The organism is Sphingobacterium sp. LRF_L2, assembly GCF_965644235.1.
Classification (GTDB): domain Bacteria; phylum Bacteroidota; class Bacteroidia; order Sphingobacteriales; family Sphingobacteriaceae; genus Sphingobacterium.
This window is the reverse complement of sequence record NZ_CBFFRI010000010.1, coordinates 197,291-214,112: the sequence shown is the minus strand read 5'-3', so window position 1 is coordinate 214,112 and position 16,822 is coordinate 197,291. Positions and strand designations below refer to the sequence as shown.

Genomic DNA, 16,822 nt, shown 5'->3' with positions numbered 1-16,822 from the left:
AAACTATATAAAAAAATCAGGCAACGTATAAACTTGTTAAAAATTGTTAAAACGAATTTTTTTTTTTGAAACAGGGTGGAATCAATACTAAAAAAAATTACTTTTGTATAGGAAGGTTTGTATCAGCAAGGTGCTGATTTAGAATCAACCACCAACCAGTATAGTCTACACTATAAACAATGATTAGATTGATTAACAAAATAGCTTTATTCACCTGCGTTAGCATAGGTATGCTTAACGTTGGAAAAGCGGTTTCATCTAGTCGCCCTATCGCTGTAGATGCTCTCACTACTTATTCTTCTATACATACAGTGTCCTTGCCTGAAGATGATGCGGAGAAGCTTATTAATAATGTGAAGGTTTTTTATAATCCGGTTGCAGATCAGATTACCGTGAATTTTAAGCTAGCGAAACAGAATACTGTTGCTGTCAAAGTAATGGATGCTTTAGGTAATGAATCGCTAAACTTAATGAACGGAAGGTTGGATGCTGGTATGCAAAATCTATCTTTCGAAGCGAGTGGTAAACTCACAACTGGTGTTTATTTTGTACGTGTTTCTGCTGGAGCGGAGACCGTGGTAAAACGTATCTCCGTACGTTAATTTCATCAAAACCCTTAGAAGCTAGTTACCTTCGCTTTCGTCTATCCAAAGGCCATCATTCTTTATAATCTCAATAAGTTCATCTAATGCATTTGTTGCACTGACATTCTTTTTGACAACTTCTTTTCCTCTGTAAAGCGTTATTTTATCAGGCCCGGCACCTACGTACCCATAATCTGCATCAGCCATTTCTCCAGGTCCATTGACAATACAGCCCATGATCCCTATTTTTAGTCCTTTTAGATGACTTGTACGGCTTCTGATCATCTGCGTGGTTTCTTGAAGATCGAAAAGTGTTCTTCCACAGCTCGGACAAGAAATGTATTCTGTTTTTGAGATTCTGGATCGGGTTGCCTGTAAAATTCCGAAAGATAGAGAGGCTATTTTCTCGGTAGGTGTTGCGGGTGAATCAAGCCAAATTCCAGAGCCTAGTCCGTCTACTAATAATGCACCAAAATCTGTGGAAGCATAGAGCTGAATTTTTGATATTGGCTCTTCTGGATCCATGACGTTTCCTATCGGTCCAGAAAACTCTTCTATAGGATAACTTCTTTTAATGATAGTAGGGACAGATAATCCGATGTATTGCAGATTGTTGAAAAATTGTCTTTGATCTGCCATCCCATGATGCTTATCGGTTTCGAGGACGAAAACGATGGTCTTGTCTATTTGTAGATTTGCAAAACTATCGGTTAGTATGTCGTCGTTTGAAATCTGAATGAGATTTAGCACAGGGTCATGTATCGTATTTTGTTGGTACTCATTTAAGGAAAATACGGGATGTTTATTTGCTTTGTTTTCCAGATTTATCCAGGTTTCGTAATCATACAATACCTTGAGATTCCCCGGTAGAACAAAAGATGGAAGGTTTGAACCAAGATAGACGAAATCTACAGATTGATCTCCCATGTGGTATTTGTCATTGATAACATCATACCTGTAGCCTACACTCGATAGAATAAATGGATCTTTAAGATTTTCTCTCGAAATGTCTACGACGATGCGAGGAACCAAAGATCCTCCAATAAAAGCGTTAACTTCCTGTGTTTCAAAAGCTGTTGTCGAGGTGTTGCCAGAGATGTTGATGATCGGCTTCTCTGTCGAATTTTGAGCAGTTAGCGCTCTGTTTCGATATCGATTCACAAGGGCTAAAGCAACTGGAGCTTCATTTTCCGGCTCTTCTGTTAATGATACCCGAACAGTGTCACCTAAGCCATCTTCCAGGAGTGTACCTATACCTACGGCTGATTTAATTCTACCGTCTTCTCCATCGCCAGCCTCTGTTACGCCGAGATGCAGTGGGTAGTTCATGTTCTCCGTAATCATCTTTTCCACCAATAAGCGATAGGCACTTACCATCACTTGCGGGTTTGAAGATTTCATTGAAATAACCAGGTTACGAAAGTTTAGATCTTCACAGATTCGAATGAACTCAAGAGCTGACTCAACCATTCCTTCTGGCGTATCGCCGTATCGGCTCATAATTCTATCCGATAGGGAACCATGATTTGTGCCTATTCGCATGGCGGTGCCGTATTCCTGACATATTTTTACGAGAGGAGCGAATTTCTTGTAAATTCGATCTAATTCTGCTTGGTAGGCACTATCTGTGTAGTCAATCTGATCAAATTTCTTTTTATCGGCATAATTTCCTGGGTTAATACGAACCTTTTCTACAATGCGCGCGGCAACTTCTGCTGCATTAGGGGTAAAGTGTATATCTGCAACTAACGGAACATTGTAACCTCTTAATTTTAGTTCTTTCTTAATGTTCGCTAAATTCTCGGCTTCTTTAATACTCGGAGCTGTAATTCGAATGTATTCACAGCCTGCATCAACCATTCGGATCGTTTGCTCGACGGATCCAATTGTATTCATGGTGTCTACCGTAGTCATACTTTGTATCCGTATCGGGTGATGAGCTCCCATAGGGATGTCGCCGATTTGAACTTCTCTTGTTAGAAACCTGCTATAGGTCGTTTTGGAGTTGCAATATCCTCCATCCAGTTGCGTTACCACTTTCGTATCCATGCGTAGCTACAAAGTTAGGTATTTTATTAAATTAATACCGCGTTATTTTGAACGTATTAGCTGCACCATCGATCTCGATATCGTATTTTTTATCGGCACTGTCGTAATTGGCTGTTTTCGCAATACCATTCTTTTTGGTTTCGAATCCTTCGAAAGAATTCTTTGAAAGAATTGAAGAATATTTAACGCTTATAGCGGCGTCTTCAGGAATGTGGAAATGGATTTTCGAGGCCCCTGTTGCGATTGCAATTTTTGCTGTCTCGCTTTTAGGTGCTCCTAAGGTTAAGTCCAAATTACTGGCACCAGTATTGATTTCTAAATTTTTGAAAGACAGAGAACTCAAGTCTCCTGTAATATTCGCTGCGCCGTAATTCAGTTCGAAGTCCCAGAGAATATCTGGATTTAAGTCAATCAGGACCGCGCCGGATTTTTTATTGTCAGAGACAGGTTTTGCGTTAAGAGTAAGCTCCTGCACGCCCTCGTTGATGGTAGATTGAAGATTCATCCCCATAGCATTATCCTGGCTTTTTGCCGTTAGCAGTTGTTCTTTATTTGTTGCAGTTAGTTCAAATTTTCCAGCGCCGCCGTTGAATTCTAGACGTGCTTCATGTATGCCACTATCGATGGACGCTTGTACGTTGTTTTCAAAGGGCTGTCCATCCTCCAGGTCTCCAATTTGGATATTCTTGTTGTTGAGAAGGCTCTCGGTCCAATGGGTTGAGGGTGACGTTATTCCTATGTAAAATATCCAGCCCAAGAATAATACATTCGATGCAATCTTGATGTAATTTCCGTAGACTTTATTTTGTACCATCAGATTAATTCCTACGATAACGATAAGTAGCGGCCAATATTTTAGTGTGGGAACGAAATTGAAATCAATAACATTGATATTGTGTAGCAGGAGAACCATGCCGATGAATACGAACCAAATGCCAGATGTGATTTTATTTTCCATAATTTGTATTTCCGTGTAAATATATGCCTCAAAAGTATAAGTTACTAATTTTTTACAAAACCTGTTTTAGGTTATGTTGTTTATATTTTCGGTGAAAGAAACGATAATGTCGGTAAAAATTCTTCCCTGCAAATGTGTATATTGCAATAATATTAATTTAAGCGTTGATTATTTATGATATTCCACCATTTTGGAGCGTATGTTTTGTTGCTAAGAAAAGTTTTCAAGAAGCCTGAGAAATGGAAAATATATATAAAGGAAATTTTTCATGAAATGAATGAGATCGGTGTCGGATCGATCGGTTTAATTGTTATCATTTCTACTTTTATAGGGGCAGTCATGACTTTACAGATTGCCTTCCAGTTGGTTTCAAATTTAATTCCTCCCACAGTTATCGGGCAGATAAATCGGGATTCTAATATACTCGAGCTTGGACCAACGATTTCTGCGTTAGTGCTTATGGGAAAAGTAGGTTCTGCGATATCGTCACAAATCGGATCTATGCGTGTTACCGAGCAAATTGATGCGTTGGAAATTATGGGTATTAATGCACCAGGCTATCTTATTTTGCCGAAGATTTTGGCTGGAATTGTTATGGTACCAGCCTTGGTTGTTATTGCTATATTTTGTGCGATATCTGGAGGTTTAATAGGTGGAGCATTATCAGGAGCAGTTGCACCGACAGATTACATACAAGGTATTCAAGGAGGTTTTAATGGATTTACGGTTACTGTGGCATTGGTAAAAGCGTTTATTTTTGGTTTTATTATTACGTCCGTACCCGCTTACAAAGGCTTTTTCGTTAGGGGGGGAGCTCTCGAGGTGGGGCAAGCAGGTACGCAAGCAGTGGTAATTGGATGTATAGCTATTTTAGCCTGTGATTATATTATTACGGCATTGATGTTGTAAACTAATGATAGAAATTCAAAATATACATAAATCGTTTGGAAGTAACCATGTGTTAAATGGTATAGATGCGATTTTTGAACCAGGAAAAGTTAGCCTGATCATTGGCGGATCGGGTTCTGGAAAAAGTACATTGTTAAAATGTATTGTTGGACTGCATGAACCTGAAGAAGGAAAAGTCTTTTTTGATGGTGAGGAATTTACGAACATGGATTTCGAAGCGCGAGTTCCCATTCGGCGAGAAATTGGGATGCTTTTTCAAAATTCAGCGCTATTTGACTCTATGACGGTGGAACAGAACATTGTGTTCGCCCTCGATATGTTTACGGATATGGGTAAAAAGGAAAAAGTTGAGCGCGCGAATTTCTGTTTAGAACGGGTCAACTTAAAAGATAAAAATAAGTTATATCCTTCTGAACTGTCTGGTGGAATGAAAAAAAGAGTTGGTATTGCAAGGGCTATTAGTATGAATCCGAAGTATCTCTTTTGCGATGAACCCAATTCGGGGTTAGATCCCGCAACATCGATCTTAATCGATGAACTTATTCAGGAATTGACAGAAGAATACCAATGTACCACTGTCGTGGTAACGCACGATATGAATTCGGTGATGGGGATTGGCGACTATATTTTGTTTCTACATCGCGGAGAGAAGTTTTGGGAAGGGTCAAATGAGGAGATGCTACGTACGGATGTTCAGGAATTAAACGATTTCGTGTTTGCGAGTCCGTTGATGAAAGCTGCGCGATCGACGATTAAGTAGAGCTATACTCTTGTTAAGACGAACTTAAGTTTATATTTTTGCTCCCCAAAATTGTTATTAGAAAGTAGCAGGATTGGAATTTTTAACTTTTGATTTTTAACTTTTGGATTCAAAAACTAACATACAATTGCTCACACCCCAATATTGGGAAGATTATGAACTAATCGACTGTGGCGATTTTGAGAAATTGGAGCGCTTTGGTGAGTTTGTGCTGATTCGGCCCGAACCACAGGCTGTTTGGCCTAAAACATTACCTGAGTCTGATTGGAATAAATTACATCATATTCGTTTCAAGGGCCGTTCTGCAACATCTGGCGATTGGTTGAAGAAGAATCCGAAGGGACAGGATCGATGGCATATATCTTATAAAAATCAAGATGTTGCCATTAAGTTTCGCTTGGGACTTACTTCTTTTAAACATGTAGGTATATTCCCGGAGCAAGCTGTGAATTGGGATTATATTTCGGAATCTGTGAATGCATTCAAGACGCCTAATCCTAAGGTGCTGAATCTATTTGCCTACACAGGAGGGGCATCATTAATTGCAAAAGCAGCAGGAGCAGATACGACACACGTGGATTCGATTAAACAGGTGGTAACCTGGGCGAATGAAAACCAAGAGTTGTCGAATCTAGATAATATTCGATGGGTAGTCGAAGATGCCTTAAAATTTGTTAAGCGGGAATTGAAGCGCGGAAACAAATACAATGGTATCATTTTGGATCCACCGGCTTATGGGCATGGTCCGAAAGGTGAAAAATGGAAACTGGAAGACCATATTATGGAGATGATGCGTGATGTGGTTCAATTATTGGATCCGGAAGAACATTTTTTAATTTTAAATACTTATTCTTTAGGATTTTCTTCTGTGATTGTGGAGAACCTGATCTATACGGCTTTTCCTAAAGTAGAGAATCTTGAAGTTGGCGAGCTTTACCTGCAAGCTACGGCCGGTGTGAAGCTTCCATTGGGTGTTTTTGGAAAATTTCGTAAGTTCAAAAAATAAGGCCTTCATAAAATTTGAAAAGCTTCAAGGTATTCACTTTGAAGCTTTTTTATTGCACCGTTATCAGCTTATGGTTAAAAGAGAGGCTTCGTATGATTCCAATAAAGATAGAAATCTGGATTCAAGATCTGCTTTGAACAGCTTTACATCGAGCAGTGATCTGTAATATTGTATTCCATTTAACAGTTGCCCTTTAAATTTTTCTTTGAATTTAATGCTTTTGCTGTCATCTGCATACAGTTCAATATACTTTCTATAGTAATCTATATACAGTTTTAATTCATTGAGGAACATATGTGGTCTATCTGGCATTGTTAACGGGATACGGCCATATATGTGATCCACCATTTGCTTTAACGAGTAAATGTTTTTGAAGAATTTTGTATTTGGTCCCGGACATATGGCGACTGCTGTATTTTCTTTTGGTTGAGTCATGTTATATTTCAGGTATGCGGCACTGGCAAGCCCTTCACATAGACAATTTTTTTCAGTGATTTTATCGTATTCGTCCTGAAATTCCTGTTGTTGTAAATTAGACTTTTCCAATTCTTTTATTTTTGCCTTTTGATAGGCCCGTGATGCTGTACAAATTGGTGTTTTCGAGAATTCAGTACTCGATACAAGGTATCGTTTTATACAGGGGCTTCCTGGTTTGCCTTTTCTAATGCGATCAAGGCGGAGCTGTTCGGAGCTGCTTGGACGGAAATTGTTAAAAAGAACACCCAGTGGAGAACTATTACTCAGGTAAAAGTCATCATCACTTGCATCCTTGAGGGAGGACAGCGTCTGTTCATCTACGGTTGTGGCTTCTGGGACCAATAAAAAGGGCGATCCCCACCCAATGCTGTCAAAACCATAGTAATCTATCAAAAATGATTGCTCCTCTGCGTTTCCAACTCCTCCTTGTACACTAAATTTTGTATCTAACGAAGAGGTTATTTTGGGTGGAAGTCCGCGTTGCTCGATAGCTTGTTCGTAAAGCGAACGTAGTTCATCAAGCAGGCTGTCTTTTTTTTGTTTAAACTCTTCTAAAATAGGCCCCAATAGATAGCCGTCTGTTGCAAAAGCATGACCGCCACAATTGAGCCCAGATTCTATACGGAACTCGGAAACCCAAATTCCTTTTTTTGCGAGGTATTTTGATTGGATATGTGCGGAACGGAAATCAGAAACTTTAAGTGTGATTTTCTTTTCCAGTATTCCATTTTCGTTTGGTAGGAATGCTGGGAACTCGGCAATATAATTATATAAGCGGGGGTTCATTCCTGCAGAAAGTATAAGGGAAGAATGTAATTTGGAGTTTGCAAATCCGCGTAAGGCTGCAGACGCGTCTGAATACATTTCGTCCAGTATATGGCCTTCTTTATCGCTGTTGATCTTGTCTACTTTTGACATGATGTTTACATCAATGTCGCCAGCAGTCACATTGTCTTTTAGGTAAGTTTGGAGTAAAGATTTCTTTGTGGAATCGATCGTATTTATCATTTGTTGATAAAGCAATTTCTTCAAAGAGTTTTCAGGCAACAGCTCAAAATACTTTGTGAGTTCCGATTGCGGTGTGAATTCTTGACTTTTTATGGTTTCAATTTGGTTGTTGACTAAATCCTGTACCAAATTGAGATAGGCACTGATCCTTTTCGCTCGATAATCTGATTCATTTCTCGTAATCTCCTGGTGAATCAAATTATTCATTTTGGCATAATAGAACCTCATTCGTTCAATTAATTCATCATCTACGACAGAGATGACGGAAGATATTCCATATCTCGCTACTTTAATAGGAGAGTCGATGGAAAAGGCGAGTCCTAGGACTGGAATGTGAAATTTATGCGTCATAAGTATATCTTATCAACGCGAAGTAAGGAAAATCTAACTAAGGATAAAGTAATGGAGGTGTTTCAAAAAAATGATTGATGTCATTTTTTATAATCAAGGACAAAAAGCCTTATTCAAACACCACCGTTTTGTTTCCATGTAACATGACTCGATCTTCGGTCAGCAATTGTATAGCATGGCTTAGTACTGCCTTTTCAATTTCTTTTCCAGCAACAACCAGATTTGGAACATCGTAGCTATGATTGATAGATTTTGTTCGTTGTACAATAATTGGGCCTTCGTCCAAGTCATTTGTTACAAAATGAGCGGTAGCACCGATGATTTTTACTCCCCTTTTATGCGCCTGACGATAGGGATTTGCACCTATGAAGGCAGGAAGAAAAGAATGATGAATATTGATCAATTTATTTTGGAAGCGTGCTACGAATGAGGGCGAAAGGATCCGCATAAACTTAGCCAACACAATGTAGTCTGGTTGGTATGGTATTATCTTTTCCGCTAATTCTTGCTCAAAAGTCTCTTTATCCTTGTTTTCATGAGATACAAAATGGTAGGGGATATCGAACTTTTCTGTAAACTCTTTAAGTGTCTCATAATTGCCAATAACGGCCTCTACATTTGCATTGAGTGTTTGGAAAAAATGGCGTACCAATATATCCGCTAAACAATGGTGTTCTTTTGTAACCAAAACGACCAATTTCTTTTGGCGTGAGGGATTTATAGCCACAATCGCCTGTGGAGGAAGGTGAGTTACTAAATCTTGCTGAAGACCTGCGACTTCAGCGGGAACGCCGCTACAAACAATACGTAAGAAAAATTTGCGATTTTCTTCATCGACAAATTCGCGCATGGTCACGATATTTAATTGATGTTTCGCTACAACTTGCGCGATGTTCGCTACAAGACCAACAGCGTCTTGGCAGTGAATAAGGATTAAAGTTTGGTTGTTCATGGTAAAGGTTGAAACTGTGCCGCTACATCTTAGGATGCAGCAGCAGCTTTTGCTAGTTCTTCTTCTAGATCTATTTCTACACGAAGGTTATCTACAATATGTCTTTGGCGTTCGGGGGTGTTTTTCCCCATGTAATACTCCATTAATTGAGGAAGTTTGTTTTCTTTGGATAGTATGACGGGGTCAAGACGCATATCTTTACCTATGAATAAGCCAAATTCAGAAGGCGATATTTCACCTAGTCCTTTAAATCGAGTTATTTCGGGTTTTGCGCCTAATTTACTGACCGCTCGTTGGCGTTCTTCGTCTGAATAACAATAGATAGTCTCTTTTTTGTTTCTTACCCGAAACAAAGGTGTTTGCAAAATAGAGACATGCCCCGCTTTTACCAGGTCTGGAAAAAACTGTAGAAAAAATGTGAGTAACAGCAACCTAATGTGCATTCCGTCAACATCGGCATCTGTTGCAATAACGATATTGTTGTATCGTAATCCGTCAAGTCCATCTTCTATGTTTAATGCATGCTGCAATAGATTGAATTCCTCATTTTCGTATACAATTTTTTTAGACATACCGTAGGAGTTCAAAGGCTTTCCCTTTAAGCTAAAAACTGCTTGAGTTTGTACATCGCGTGATTTGGTAATCGACCCACTCGCAGAATCTCCCTCTGTTATAAATAAGGTAGTTTCTAGGTTTCGTTCATTTTTATCAATGAAATGTACTTTACAATCGCGTAGTTTCCTATTGTGTAAAGAGGCTTTTTTGGCACGCTCGTTTGCCAATTTTTTTATGCCAGCGATGTCTTTTCTTTCACGTTCAGACTGCAGGATACGTTTTAGTAATGCATCAGCCGTGTCCGAATTTTTGTGTAAATAGTCGTCTAGTGCTTTTTTTACGAAATCGTTGATAAAGGTACGTACGGTTGGACCATCCGGGCCTATACTTTGGGAACCTAGTTTTGTCTTGGTCTGAGACTCAAAAACAGGTTCTTGTACCTTGATCGCAATTGCGCCTATTATAGATGCACGTATATCTGAGGCGTCGTATTCTTTTTTGTAAAACTCACGTACAGTTTTTACGACAGCTTCACGGAAGGATGCTTGATGGGTTCCTCCCTGTGTCGTATGTTGGCCATTTACGAATGAATAATATTCTTCTCCATATTGTTGACCATGGGTTATTGCGATTTCTATATCATCTCCTTTGAGATGAATGATAGGATAACGCATGGATTCTGTATCTATATTCCTTTCGAGTAGATCTTTAAGGCCATTTTCCGATATATACTTCTGTCCGTTGAAATTTATGGTTAATCCCGAGTTCAGGAAAACATAATTCCAGATCATGTTTTCTACAAATTCAGTCCTAAATTTATAATTTCTGAAAATGGAGTCGTCGGGGTAAAAACTAGTCGCTGTTCCATTACGTTGCGAAGTTTCTTTTTGTTCATCTGCGATAAGTTCTCCACGACTGAATTGGGCAATTCTAGTCACTCCTTGGCGATAAGATTGAACAGTGAATTGATGTGATAGGGCGTTGACAGCCTTTGTACCGACGCCATTTAGGCCCACAGATTTTTGAAAGGCTTTACTGTCGTATTTTCCACCGGTATTAATTTTCGATACCACATCTACAACGGAGCCAATTGGAATGCCGCGACCGTAATCACGTACCGAAACTTTGTTGTCATGAACAGCTATATCTATTGTCTTACCTGCTCCCATAACGAATTCATCGATGGAGTTATCAACGATTTCCTTTAGTAATACATAAATCCCGTCGTCATAGGCTGAGCCATCACCAAGCTTTCCTATATACATGCCAGGACGTAAACGGATGTGTTCTTTCCAGTCTAATGAACGTATACTATCTTCGTTATAAGTCGTCATACGGTTGTTTCTTTTTCTTCGCTAGCAAAAATAGAAAAAAAAGAAACATACTGCTTACTTAACAGGCGGTGTTCATCCCCGATTACCATTAATTTTTTCAAAAAGAGATAGAACGGTACAATTTTTTCTAGAGCAAAATAGTTTTATTTATATTTAAGAAAAGCCAATATATTTTTATGGAGCAAGAACTAGAAGAAAAGTACAAGATTGAAGCACCTGCCAGCTGGGTACAACCTGTTTCAGATGAAGAGCTGTTGTCTTGGATAGTCGAAAGTGATTTTTCCCAACAACAGTATGATGATGGCAAGGATTATTGCTATTTCCTTCGGAAAATAGAATATACTGACGATACACAAAATGCGGAATATAACTGTATGGCGTATAGTGTTCAACAGCCTGGAACTTTAGAATTTGCCTCGGTGAATGAGTTTGTTGTGTACGCAGCAGAGCATTTGATTTTTCATCGGATATCTGTTTTGCGGGAAGGCGTACTTATTGATAAGTTGCCTGATGCTAAGTTTAAAGTGTTGGATAATGAAAACCAAAGTATAGACGGTGTCATCAATAGCTCGAAAAAGGTGAATGTTACAATCAAAGATGTGCGCCTTCATGATATTCTGATCGTAGAGGATACACGCGTGACCTCCTTTACAGATAAAGACTTTTTGCGAAAAGAATTGTTTAAGTACATATGGTTTAGTCCAGATGTGTATTGGGCGTATGGAAAGTATGAATTTGACCTAATTAATAGACGTACAAAGCCTATTGCTTACAAAAAACAGTTCTTTCGAAATGAGGAAGGTGCTTTGTCGGAGGTTGAAGAAGGAGTGATTGTTCCGGGCGAGGTCTTTTCTTTGCGATACGAAAATTACATGAATCCTGTCGATGTGAATCGTGAGGTATTCCCTTTCATTGATTTTGTCTCTAGATATGATTACCCATCGTTGATGGATTTTGTGTACCCCCATTATGAACAAGCGTTGACGACGAAATCGCTGTCAGAATATGCGCCCGATTTAGTGTCAAAGTTGGATGCTTTAGGGAGTGATATGGAGGCGAAGATTCAATACGCGATAGAATTTGTGCAGAATAATGTTCGTTATATCTATAATGAGGAAGAGATGCACGGTCATAAGCCTCAAGATCCTTGGCTTACCTATGATTTTAAACAAGGAGACTGTAAAGCAAAGACCGTGTTGTTAAAATCTGTTTTAGATTATTTGGGTTTGACGTCGGATATCATTTTGGTAAACTATAATGCTGACTTTTACTTGAAGCATTATCTACCTTCTCTTTTTAATTTTAATCATGTGATTTTGAAGGTGCATTTTGAGGGGAAAGATTATTTTGTAGATGCGACTTATCGCGATGAATATGGAACCTTGGCGAATCGCTCATTTATAAGTTTTCTTCATTATCTTGAAATGAAGCCTCAAGCTGTCTTGGAAAAGCGTGAAGGTTATACCTATCCTGATTTCGCCATCTTTGATGAAATTTTGTTGGATGTAAAAAATGATATGGGGGAAATTAGTATAAAAACCACTTATCGCTATGGGCGGGCTAATTCCATGAGGCGCTACTTTAAAAACACGAATAAAAAAGCCATTGTTGACCATACCAACAGTTTCGTTTTTGCTTGTTTGGATTTTGTGGAAAATGAAAATAGTAACGACAAACGTCAAATTTTTAAAGATGCTGCGATGCGTATTGTGAGCGATGATAAGGAGAATAATATCTTCGTCACGCAATATACAGCAACCGTTGCAAATCCCTATTTTACATCAAGTGATGGCAGAAAATACCTGAAGTTTTACGACGCTAATATTGTGAAACAGCAGTTGAAAGAATATGTGCAGAAAGATGTAAGCTTTTGGCAGTCATTTGATTCTGAAAAATATCAGATTACAATACGTTCGGACAAGCCTATCGATGTTCAAGATGAATACACGAATAAACAAATGGACGTCGATTACGAACACTTTAAGTATAAGCTGAAGAAAAAAGTTGATAAGTTTGGTGCAGTAGCCGATATCGAGTTTGTGCCCTTATCTAACGTAGAAGTGGCTGTATCAGATGTTCCTGATTTAAGGGATAAATATACGGCGGTGGGAAGAAGTGCTTATGGACTAGGGGTTGCTATCGCAAAGCCGACACTTTTAGATTCGATCAAATCGTTGTTCGGTAAGAAATAACAAAGGGGAGTGTAATGCTCCCCTTTTGTTTATTAAAATTATCTTCCGAAATCGTCTTGAACACGAACAATGTCACTCTCATCTGAGGGATTTTCGGCGTCTGTGTGTTGCCATATTTCAGCTACTACACCATAACCTTCTAAACCGATAAGACGGTGTCTTTCGCCTTGAGAAAGACGGATGAATTCGCCTTCTTTTAATTTTCTCAATTCGCTCTCTTCGTCTGTACTGCTCGTAACGACAGCTACTTCACCTTGTGTTACACGCCAGATTTCAGCACGGCGATGGTGGTACTGCCAAGATAATCTTTTGTTGGGCGCTACAATAAGAATTTTGGGACTCAATTTCCCTGAAATCTTTAGGTCTTGTACGTTTAGGCCATCAAAGTATTGGTCTGCAAACTGTTGTGCTTGATCTTCGTTGATAACGAAGAATCCTCCCCAAGGTCTCGTTTGATCGATGTTGTCGATAGTAAAACCTTGGCCTGTTAATTTTGCTTCAATTTGGCTAAATAATTCGCCTTTATCAATATGGTCTGCCATGTCTTTTGTATTTGCCGTGAAGTTAGCTGTTTTCTTTAAATTACACCAAATAAAACAGGTGGAAAGTAAGGTGTATGTTGAATAAGTGTGTTCAATTATCAAAGACCAGCCCAAAGATATTCTTATCTTTGGGCTTTCTATTTAGTAAAAAGATCAACAATGGCGAAATCTTCAGTTGATGACAAAAATCTGGCTTTCATGCAAGCCGTCTCATTTGTCAATCAAACGAACCAACATTTATTTTTAACAGGAAAAGCAGGGACTGGAAAAACTACTTTTCTTAAATATATAAGAGAAAACTCCTATAAAAAGATGGCTATTACTGCGCCGACAGGTGTCGCAGCAATGAATGCTGGTGGAACTACACTACATGCACTTTTCTGGTTGCCATTTGGTGTTTTTATTGAAGATTATACCTTAAAATGGGATGAACAGGATAGCCACATCTATAATAAAAGTCGCCTTTTTTCTACCATAAAACTTACCAAGCAGCGTCGAGCCATACTGCAGGAATTGGAGTTGTTGGTGATCGATGAAGTATCGATGGTCCGAGCAGATACATTGGATGCAATTGATGTTATTTTAAAGTCTGTACGAAGAGATATGCGTCCCTTTGGTGGGGTGCAAATGTTGTTTATCGGTGATTTGTACCAGTTGCCTCCCGTGGTTCGAGATCACGAGTGGCAAGTTCTTCGTGAACATTATAGTAGTGCTTTCTTCTTCGATGCCAAAGTCCTTCGCGAACATCCTCCTGTCTTACTCGAATTGAGTAAAATATATCGTCAGAATGATCTTGATTTTATTGGACTACTGAATAATATACGTAATAATAAATGTACACAGGCCGATTTAGATTACTTAAATTCACATTATAAAGACGATTTTTCTCCAGAAGAAGGAGAGCAGTTTATTACATTGACATCTCACAATAAGCTGGCTGAAACCATCAATCAAGAACAATTGCTGAAACTAGCTGGAACGATGCATAATGTAAAGGCTGTGGTTAAAGATGAATTTCAGCAATCCTCTTATCCAGCGGAAGAAACTTTGCCACTTAAGATTGGAGCACAGGTTATGTTTATCAAAAATGACAGTGGTGAGGACCGTAAATTTTTTAATGGAAAGATTGGTGTTGTTAAAGAATTGCTGTTGGATAAACATCAAGTAATTGTCGGTTTTAAGGACGGATCTGAGGATGTAACTGTTCGGCGTGAAACTTGGGAGAATATTCGTTACAATTACAATAAAGGAGAAGATAAGATTGAGGAAGAAGTCATGGGGACGTTTTCTCAATTTCCATTACGTTTGGCTTGGGCTATCACCATTCATAAGAGTCAAGGGTTAACCTTTGATAAGGCAGTGATAGATGCCGGAACATCTTTCGCTGCTGGTCAGGTATATGTTGCTTTAAGCCGTTTAACCGGTCTTGAAGGTTTAGTGTTAAAGTCGAAAATTCCACATCATTCTATTCGAACAGATTTTCAGGTCGTGGAGTTTATGCAGCGTATGAGTTCGGGTGATGAAGTTCATAAAATATTGGAGTTGTGCCAAAGGCATTACTTAGGGCAGATACTTTTGCAAAGTTTCCGCTGGGAGACGCTGGTGGAAGGCTTGCAAGAGTTGAAGGAATCGCTTGGGAAACGAAATATAGATAGTAAAGATTTAGCGCTTGAAATTTTGGAGAATGTATTGACGGCCTTACGTGAACAACAAAAAGTAGCCAATAAATTTATTACGCAGTTGTATGCCATGCTGAGGGATCGAGAGCAGTTGGATTACGTAAAAATCTGCGAACGGACAAAGTCGGCAGTGGCTTGGTTTTTACCTCGTTTTGATGAAGGTGTCTTGTTGGCAACGCAAGAGCATATTGAAGCGTGGAAAATTAAGAAGCGTACCAAAAAATATGTAGAAGAATTACGGTCGCTACTGTTGGATTTTCGTAGGAAGAAGGAGCAGCTGTCTCATTGTTTAACCATTGCGGATATTTTAACCAAGGAAGGTGATCTGTCTCAAGTCGTACACGCATTAACAGCAAAAGAAAAAACCACTGATAGTACCGTGAAATCTGCTCAAGACGACGATGCGGTAAAGGACACAAAGGCTATTTCTCTTGATATGTTCTTGGATGGATTCAGTATCGAAGATATTGCTAAAAAGAGAGATATGGTGGTGGGAACAATTTACGGTCATCTTATTAATTATGTAGGAAATGAAGTGGAAGCTACAGATTTAATTTCGCAAGAGAAATTAGATAAAATCCTAACTGTGATCCGTCAAAACCCTGATAAATCATCGTCGGAGTTAAAGATGCTGTTGGGGGCTGATTTTGATTACCCGGATATTAAAATAGGTCAGAAAGTGTTGGAAATAGGGGTTTAGTCTGTTTAGTTGTCTTTTTTAGAATAAATCTAAAGAGGCTTGTGGTTTCTATGTAGAAAATCCTATCTTTGAGTCCTTTTAGTTTGCTGATGGAAGAAAAAAAGGGAAGTAAGGGGAAGAACAAGTGGATGGTCTTCACTTCCATGCCTATACAAATGGGGGTAACAATTTATATCTTTTATCGATTGGGAGCTTGGTTGGATGTTCGCTACGCCGTTGAAAGTGGTTGGTGGATGAAAGGGCTGACCATGTTAGGGGTGATTGTATCCATGTACCAATTTATTAGGCAGGTCAATTATTTGAATAAAAATGAATAAATACGTTAAGAATGCGGTGTTTCTTGTATTGTTTACAGGGATAGGTTTAGGGATACACACTTTCGTGTTGAACTTTACGGGGCTCGATGTATATTGGGAACGTACCGATTATTCGTTGGTGGGTCTATATACTTTTGGAGCGGTAGCTTCTTTATTGATAGCTGTGTTTTTATTTCTTACCGATTTCGCTATGCCTAAATATCTCAGTTTTGTGTTTTTGGGCGGGATTATGTTGAAAATTTTAGCAAGCTATCTTTACATTAAATCCGGTCTAAATGTATTCGAGAATGACTTTTTAGAATTGAACTTTTTAGTGTCGTTTTTTATCTTTTTATTGTACGATGTTTACGTGGCTTATCAGCTTGTAAATCAGGAAGTAAAGGTTGTGGAAAAGTAATTTCGCAAAAAGTTCTAACAAATGTTAATAAATGCCAAATAAAGTTGTATTT

Annotated in this window: 14 protein-coding genes; 8 read left to right on the top strand and 6 right to left on the bottom strand. The window is 38.8% G+C overall.

The window, feature by feature from the left end; translation table 11 throughout:
* The first annotated feature begins 179 nt into the window (after positions 1-179).
* A complete protein-coding gene (locus ACSZOX_RS19645) occupies positions 180-602 on the top strand; it encodes a T9SS type A sorting domain-containing protein (RefSeq protein WP_437921894.1) in 423 nt (140 codons plus the stop codon).
* A 21-nt stretch (positions 603-623) separates the two neighbouring features.
* Here ACSZOX_RS19645 and ispG read toward each other — a convergent pair whose 3' ends face one another.
* Both ispG and ACSZOX_RS19635 read right to left on the bottom strand, forming a co-directional pair.
* Positions 624-2,633 (bottom strand): (E)-4-hydroxy-3-methylbut-2-enyl-diphosphate synthase, encoded by a 2,010-nt coding sequence (ispG, locus tag ACSZOX_RS19640; protein WP_437921893.1) that lies wholly within the window; start codon positions 2,631-2,633, stop codon positions 624-626.
* Positions 2,634-2,664: 31 nt separating this feature from the next.
* The gene (locus ACSZOX_RS19635; protein ID WP_437921892.1) at positions 2,665-3,591 is read right to left on the bottom strand and encodes a LiaI-LiaF-like domain-containing protein; all 927 of its coding nucleotides are present in this window, start codon (positions 3,589-3,591) and stop codon (positions 2,665-2,667) included.
* 174 nt (positions 3,592-3,765) lie between these two features.
* Here ACSZOX_RS19635 and ACSZOX_RS19630 point away from each other — a divergent pair, with 174 nt between their 5' ends.
* The 3 genes from ACSZOX_RS19630 (at position 3,766) to ACSZOX_RS19620 (ending at position 6,266) form a co-directional block, all read left to right on the top strand.
* A complete protein-coding gene (locus tag ACSZOX_RS19630; protein ID WP_437921891.1) occupies positions 3,766-4,500 on the top strand; it encodes an MlaE family ABC transporter permease in 735 nt (244 codons plus the stop codon).
* Between the two features lie 4 nt (positions 4,501-4,504).
* Complete coding sequence (locus ACSZOX_RS19625) at positions 4,505-5,260, top strand: ABC transporter ATP-binding protein (RefSeq protein ID WP_437921890.1); 756 nt, start codon at positions 4,505-4,507, stop codon at positions 5,258-5,260.
* A 103-nt stretch (positions 5,261-5,363) separates the two neighbouring features.
* On the top strand, positions 5,364-6,266 hold the full coding sequence (locus tag ACSZOX_RS19620) for a class I SAM-dependent methyltransferase (RefSeq protein ID WP_437921889.1): 903 nt from the start codon (positions 5,364-5,366) through the stop codon (positions 6,264-6,266).
* 63 nt (positions 6,267-6,329) lie between these two features.
* On the opposite strand, the gene ACSZOX_RS19615 is transcribed toward ACSZOX_RS19620, so the two are convergent.
* The 3 genes from ACSZOX_RS19615 to ACSZOX_RS19605 form a co-directional block, all read right to left on the bottom strand.
* Positions 6,330-8,102, bottom strand: coding sequence for a hypothetical protein (locus ACSZOX_RS19615; RefSeq protein ID WP_437921888.1), 1,773 nt, complete (start codon positions 8,100-8,102; stop codon positions 6,330-6,332).
* A gap of 109 nt (positions 8,103-8,211) precedes the next feature.
* Positions 8,212-9,054, bottom strand: a complete 843-nt coding sequence (gene purU / locus ACSZOX_RS19610) for a formyltetrahydrofolate deformylase (protein WP_437921887.1) — start codon at positions 9,052-9,054, stop codon at positions 8,212-8,214.
* Positions 9,055-9,083: 29 nt separating this feature from the next.
* A complete protein-coding gene (locus ACSZOX_RS19605; RefSeq protein WP_437921886.1) occupies positions 9,084-10,943 on the bottom strand; it encodes a DNA topoisomerase IV subunit B in 1,860 nt (619 codons plus the stop codon).
* Between the two features lie 176 nt (positions 10,944-11,119).
* On the opposite strand from ACSZOX_RS19605, the gene ACSZOX_RS19600 reads away from it, so the two are divergent.
* Positions 11,120-13,135 (top strand): hypothetical protein, encoded by a 2,016-nt coding sequence (locus ACSZOX_RS19600; RefSeq protein ID WP_437921885.1) that lies wholly within the window; start codon positions 11,120-11,122, stop codon positions 13,133-13,135.
* Positions 13,136-13,173: 38 nt separating this feature from the next.
* Here the strand turns inward: ACSZOX_RS19600 and ACSZOX_RS19595 are convergent, their stop codons facing one another.
* Positions 13,174-13,677, bottom strand: a complete 504-nt coding sequence (locus ACSZOX_RS19595) for a phosphoheptose isomerase (protein WP_437921884.1) — start codon at positions 13,675-13,677, stop codon at positions 13,174-13,176.
* A 159-nt stretch (positions 13,678-13,836) separates the two neighbouring features.
* On the opposite strand from ACSZOX_RS19595, the gene ACSZOX_RS19590 reads away from it, so the two are divergent.
* The 3 genes from ACSZOX_RS19590 (at position 13,837) to ACSZOX_RS19580 (ending at position 16,770) form a co-directional block, all read left to right on the top strand.
* A complete protein-coding gene (locus ACSZOX_RS19590; protein WP_437921883.1) occupies positions 13,837-16,056 on the top strand; it encodes a helix-turn-helix domain-containing protein in 2,220 nt (739 codons plus the stop codon).
* An 89-nt stretch (positions 16,057-16,145) separates the two neighbouring features.
* Positions 16,146-16,373: an AtpZ/AtpI family protein gene (locus ACSZOX_RS19585; protein ID WP_437921882.1), complete on the top strand. Its 228-nt coding sequence runs from the start codon at positions 16,146-16,148 to the stop codon at positions 16,371-16,373.
* Positions 16,366-16,770, top strand: a complete 405-nt coding sequence (locus ACSZOX_RS19580) for a hypothetical protein (RefSeq protein ID WP_437921881.1) — start codon at positions 16,366-16,368, stop codon at positions 16,768-16,770. Before ACSZOX_RS19585 ends, ACSZOX_RS19580 begins: the two co-directional genes overlap by 8 nt.
* Positions 16,771-16,822 lie beyond the last annotated feature (52 nt).

Coding starts and splice junctions, on each gene's coding strand:
- ACSZOX_RS19645 (WP_437921894.1), top strand. CDS start 180: ATGATTAGATTGATTAACAAAATAGCTTTATTCACCTGCGTTAGCATA.
- ispG (WP_437921893.1), bottom strand. CDS start 2,633: ATGGATACGAAAGTGGTAACGCAACTGGATGGAGGATATTGCAACTCC.
- ACSZOX_RS19635 (WP_437921892.1), bottom strand. CDS start 3,591: ATGGAAAATAAAATCACATCTGGCATTTGGTTCGTATTCATCGGCATG.
- ACSZOX_RS19630 (WP_437921891.1), top strand. CDS start 3,766: ATGATATTCCACCATTTTGGAGCGTATGTTTTGTTGCTAAGAAAAGTT.
- ACSZOX_RS19625 (WP_437921890.1), top strand. CDS start 4,505: ATGATAGAAATTCAAAATATACATAAATCGTTTGGAAGTAACCATGTG.
- ACSZOX_RS19615 (WP_437921888.1), bottom strand. CDS start 8,102: ATGACGCATAAATTTCACATTCCAGTCCTAGGACTCGCCTTTTCCATC.
- purU (WP_437921887.1), bottom strand. CDS start 9,054: ATGAACAACCAAACTTTAATCCTTATTCACTGCCAAGACGCTGTTGGT.
- ACSZOX_RS19605 (WP_437921886.1), bottom strand. CDS start 10,943: ATGACGACTTATAACGAAGATAGTATACGTTCATTAGACTGGAAAGAA.
- ACSZOX_RS19600 (WP_437921885.1), top strand. CDS start 11,120: ATGGAGCAAGAACTAGAAGAAAAGTACAAGATTGAAGCACCTGCCAGC.
- ACSZOX_RS19595 (WP_437921884.1), bottom strand. CDS start 13,677: ATGGCAGACCATATTGATAAAGGCGAATTATTTAGCCAAATTGAAGCA.
- ACSZOX_RS19590 (WP_437921883.1), top strand. CDS start 13,837: ATGGCGAAATCTTCAGTTGATGACAAAAATCTGGCTTTCATGCAAGCC.
- ACSZOX_RS19585 (WP_437921882.1), top strand. CDS start 16,146: ATGGAAGAAAAAAAGGGAAGTAAGGGGAAGAACAAGTGGATGGTCTTC.
- ACSZOX_RS19580 (WP_437921881.1), top strand. CDS start 16,366: ATGAATAAATACGTTAAGAATGCGGTGTTTCTTGTATTGTTTACAGGG.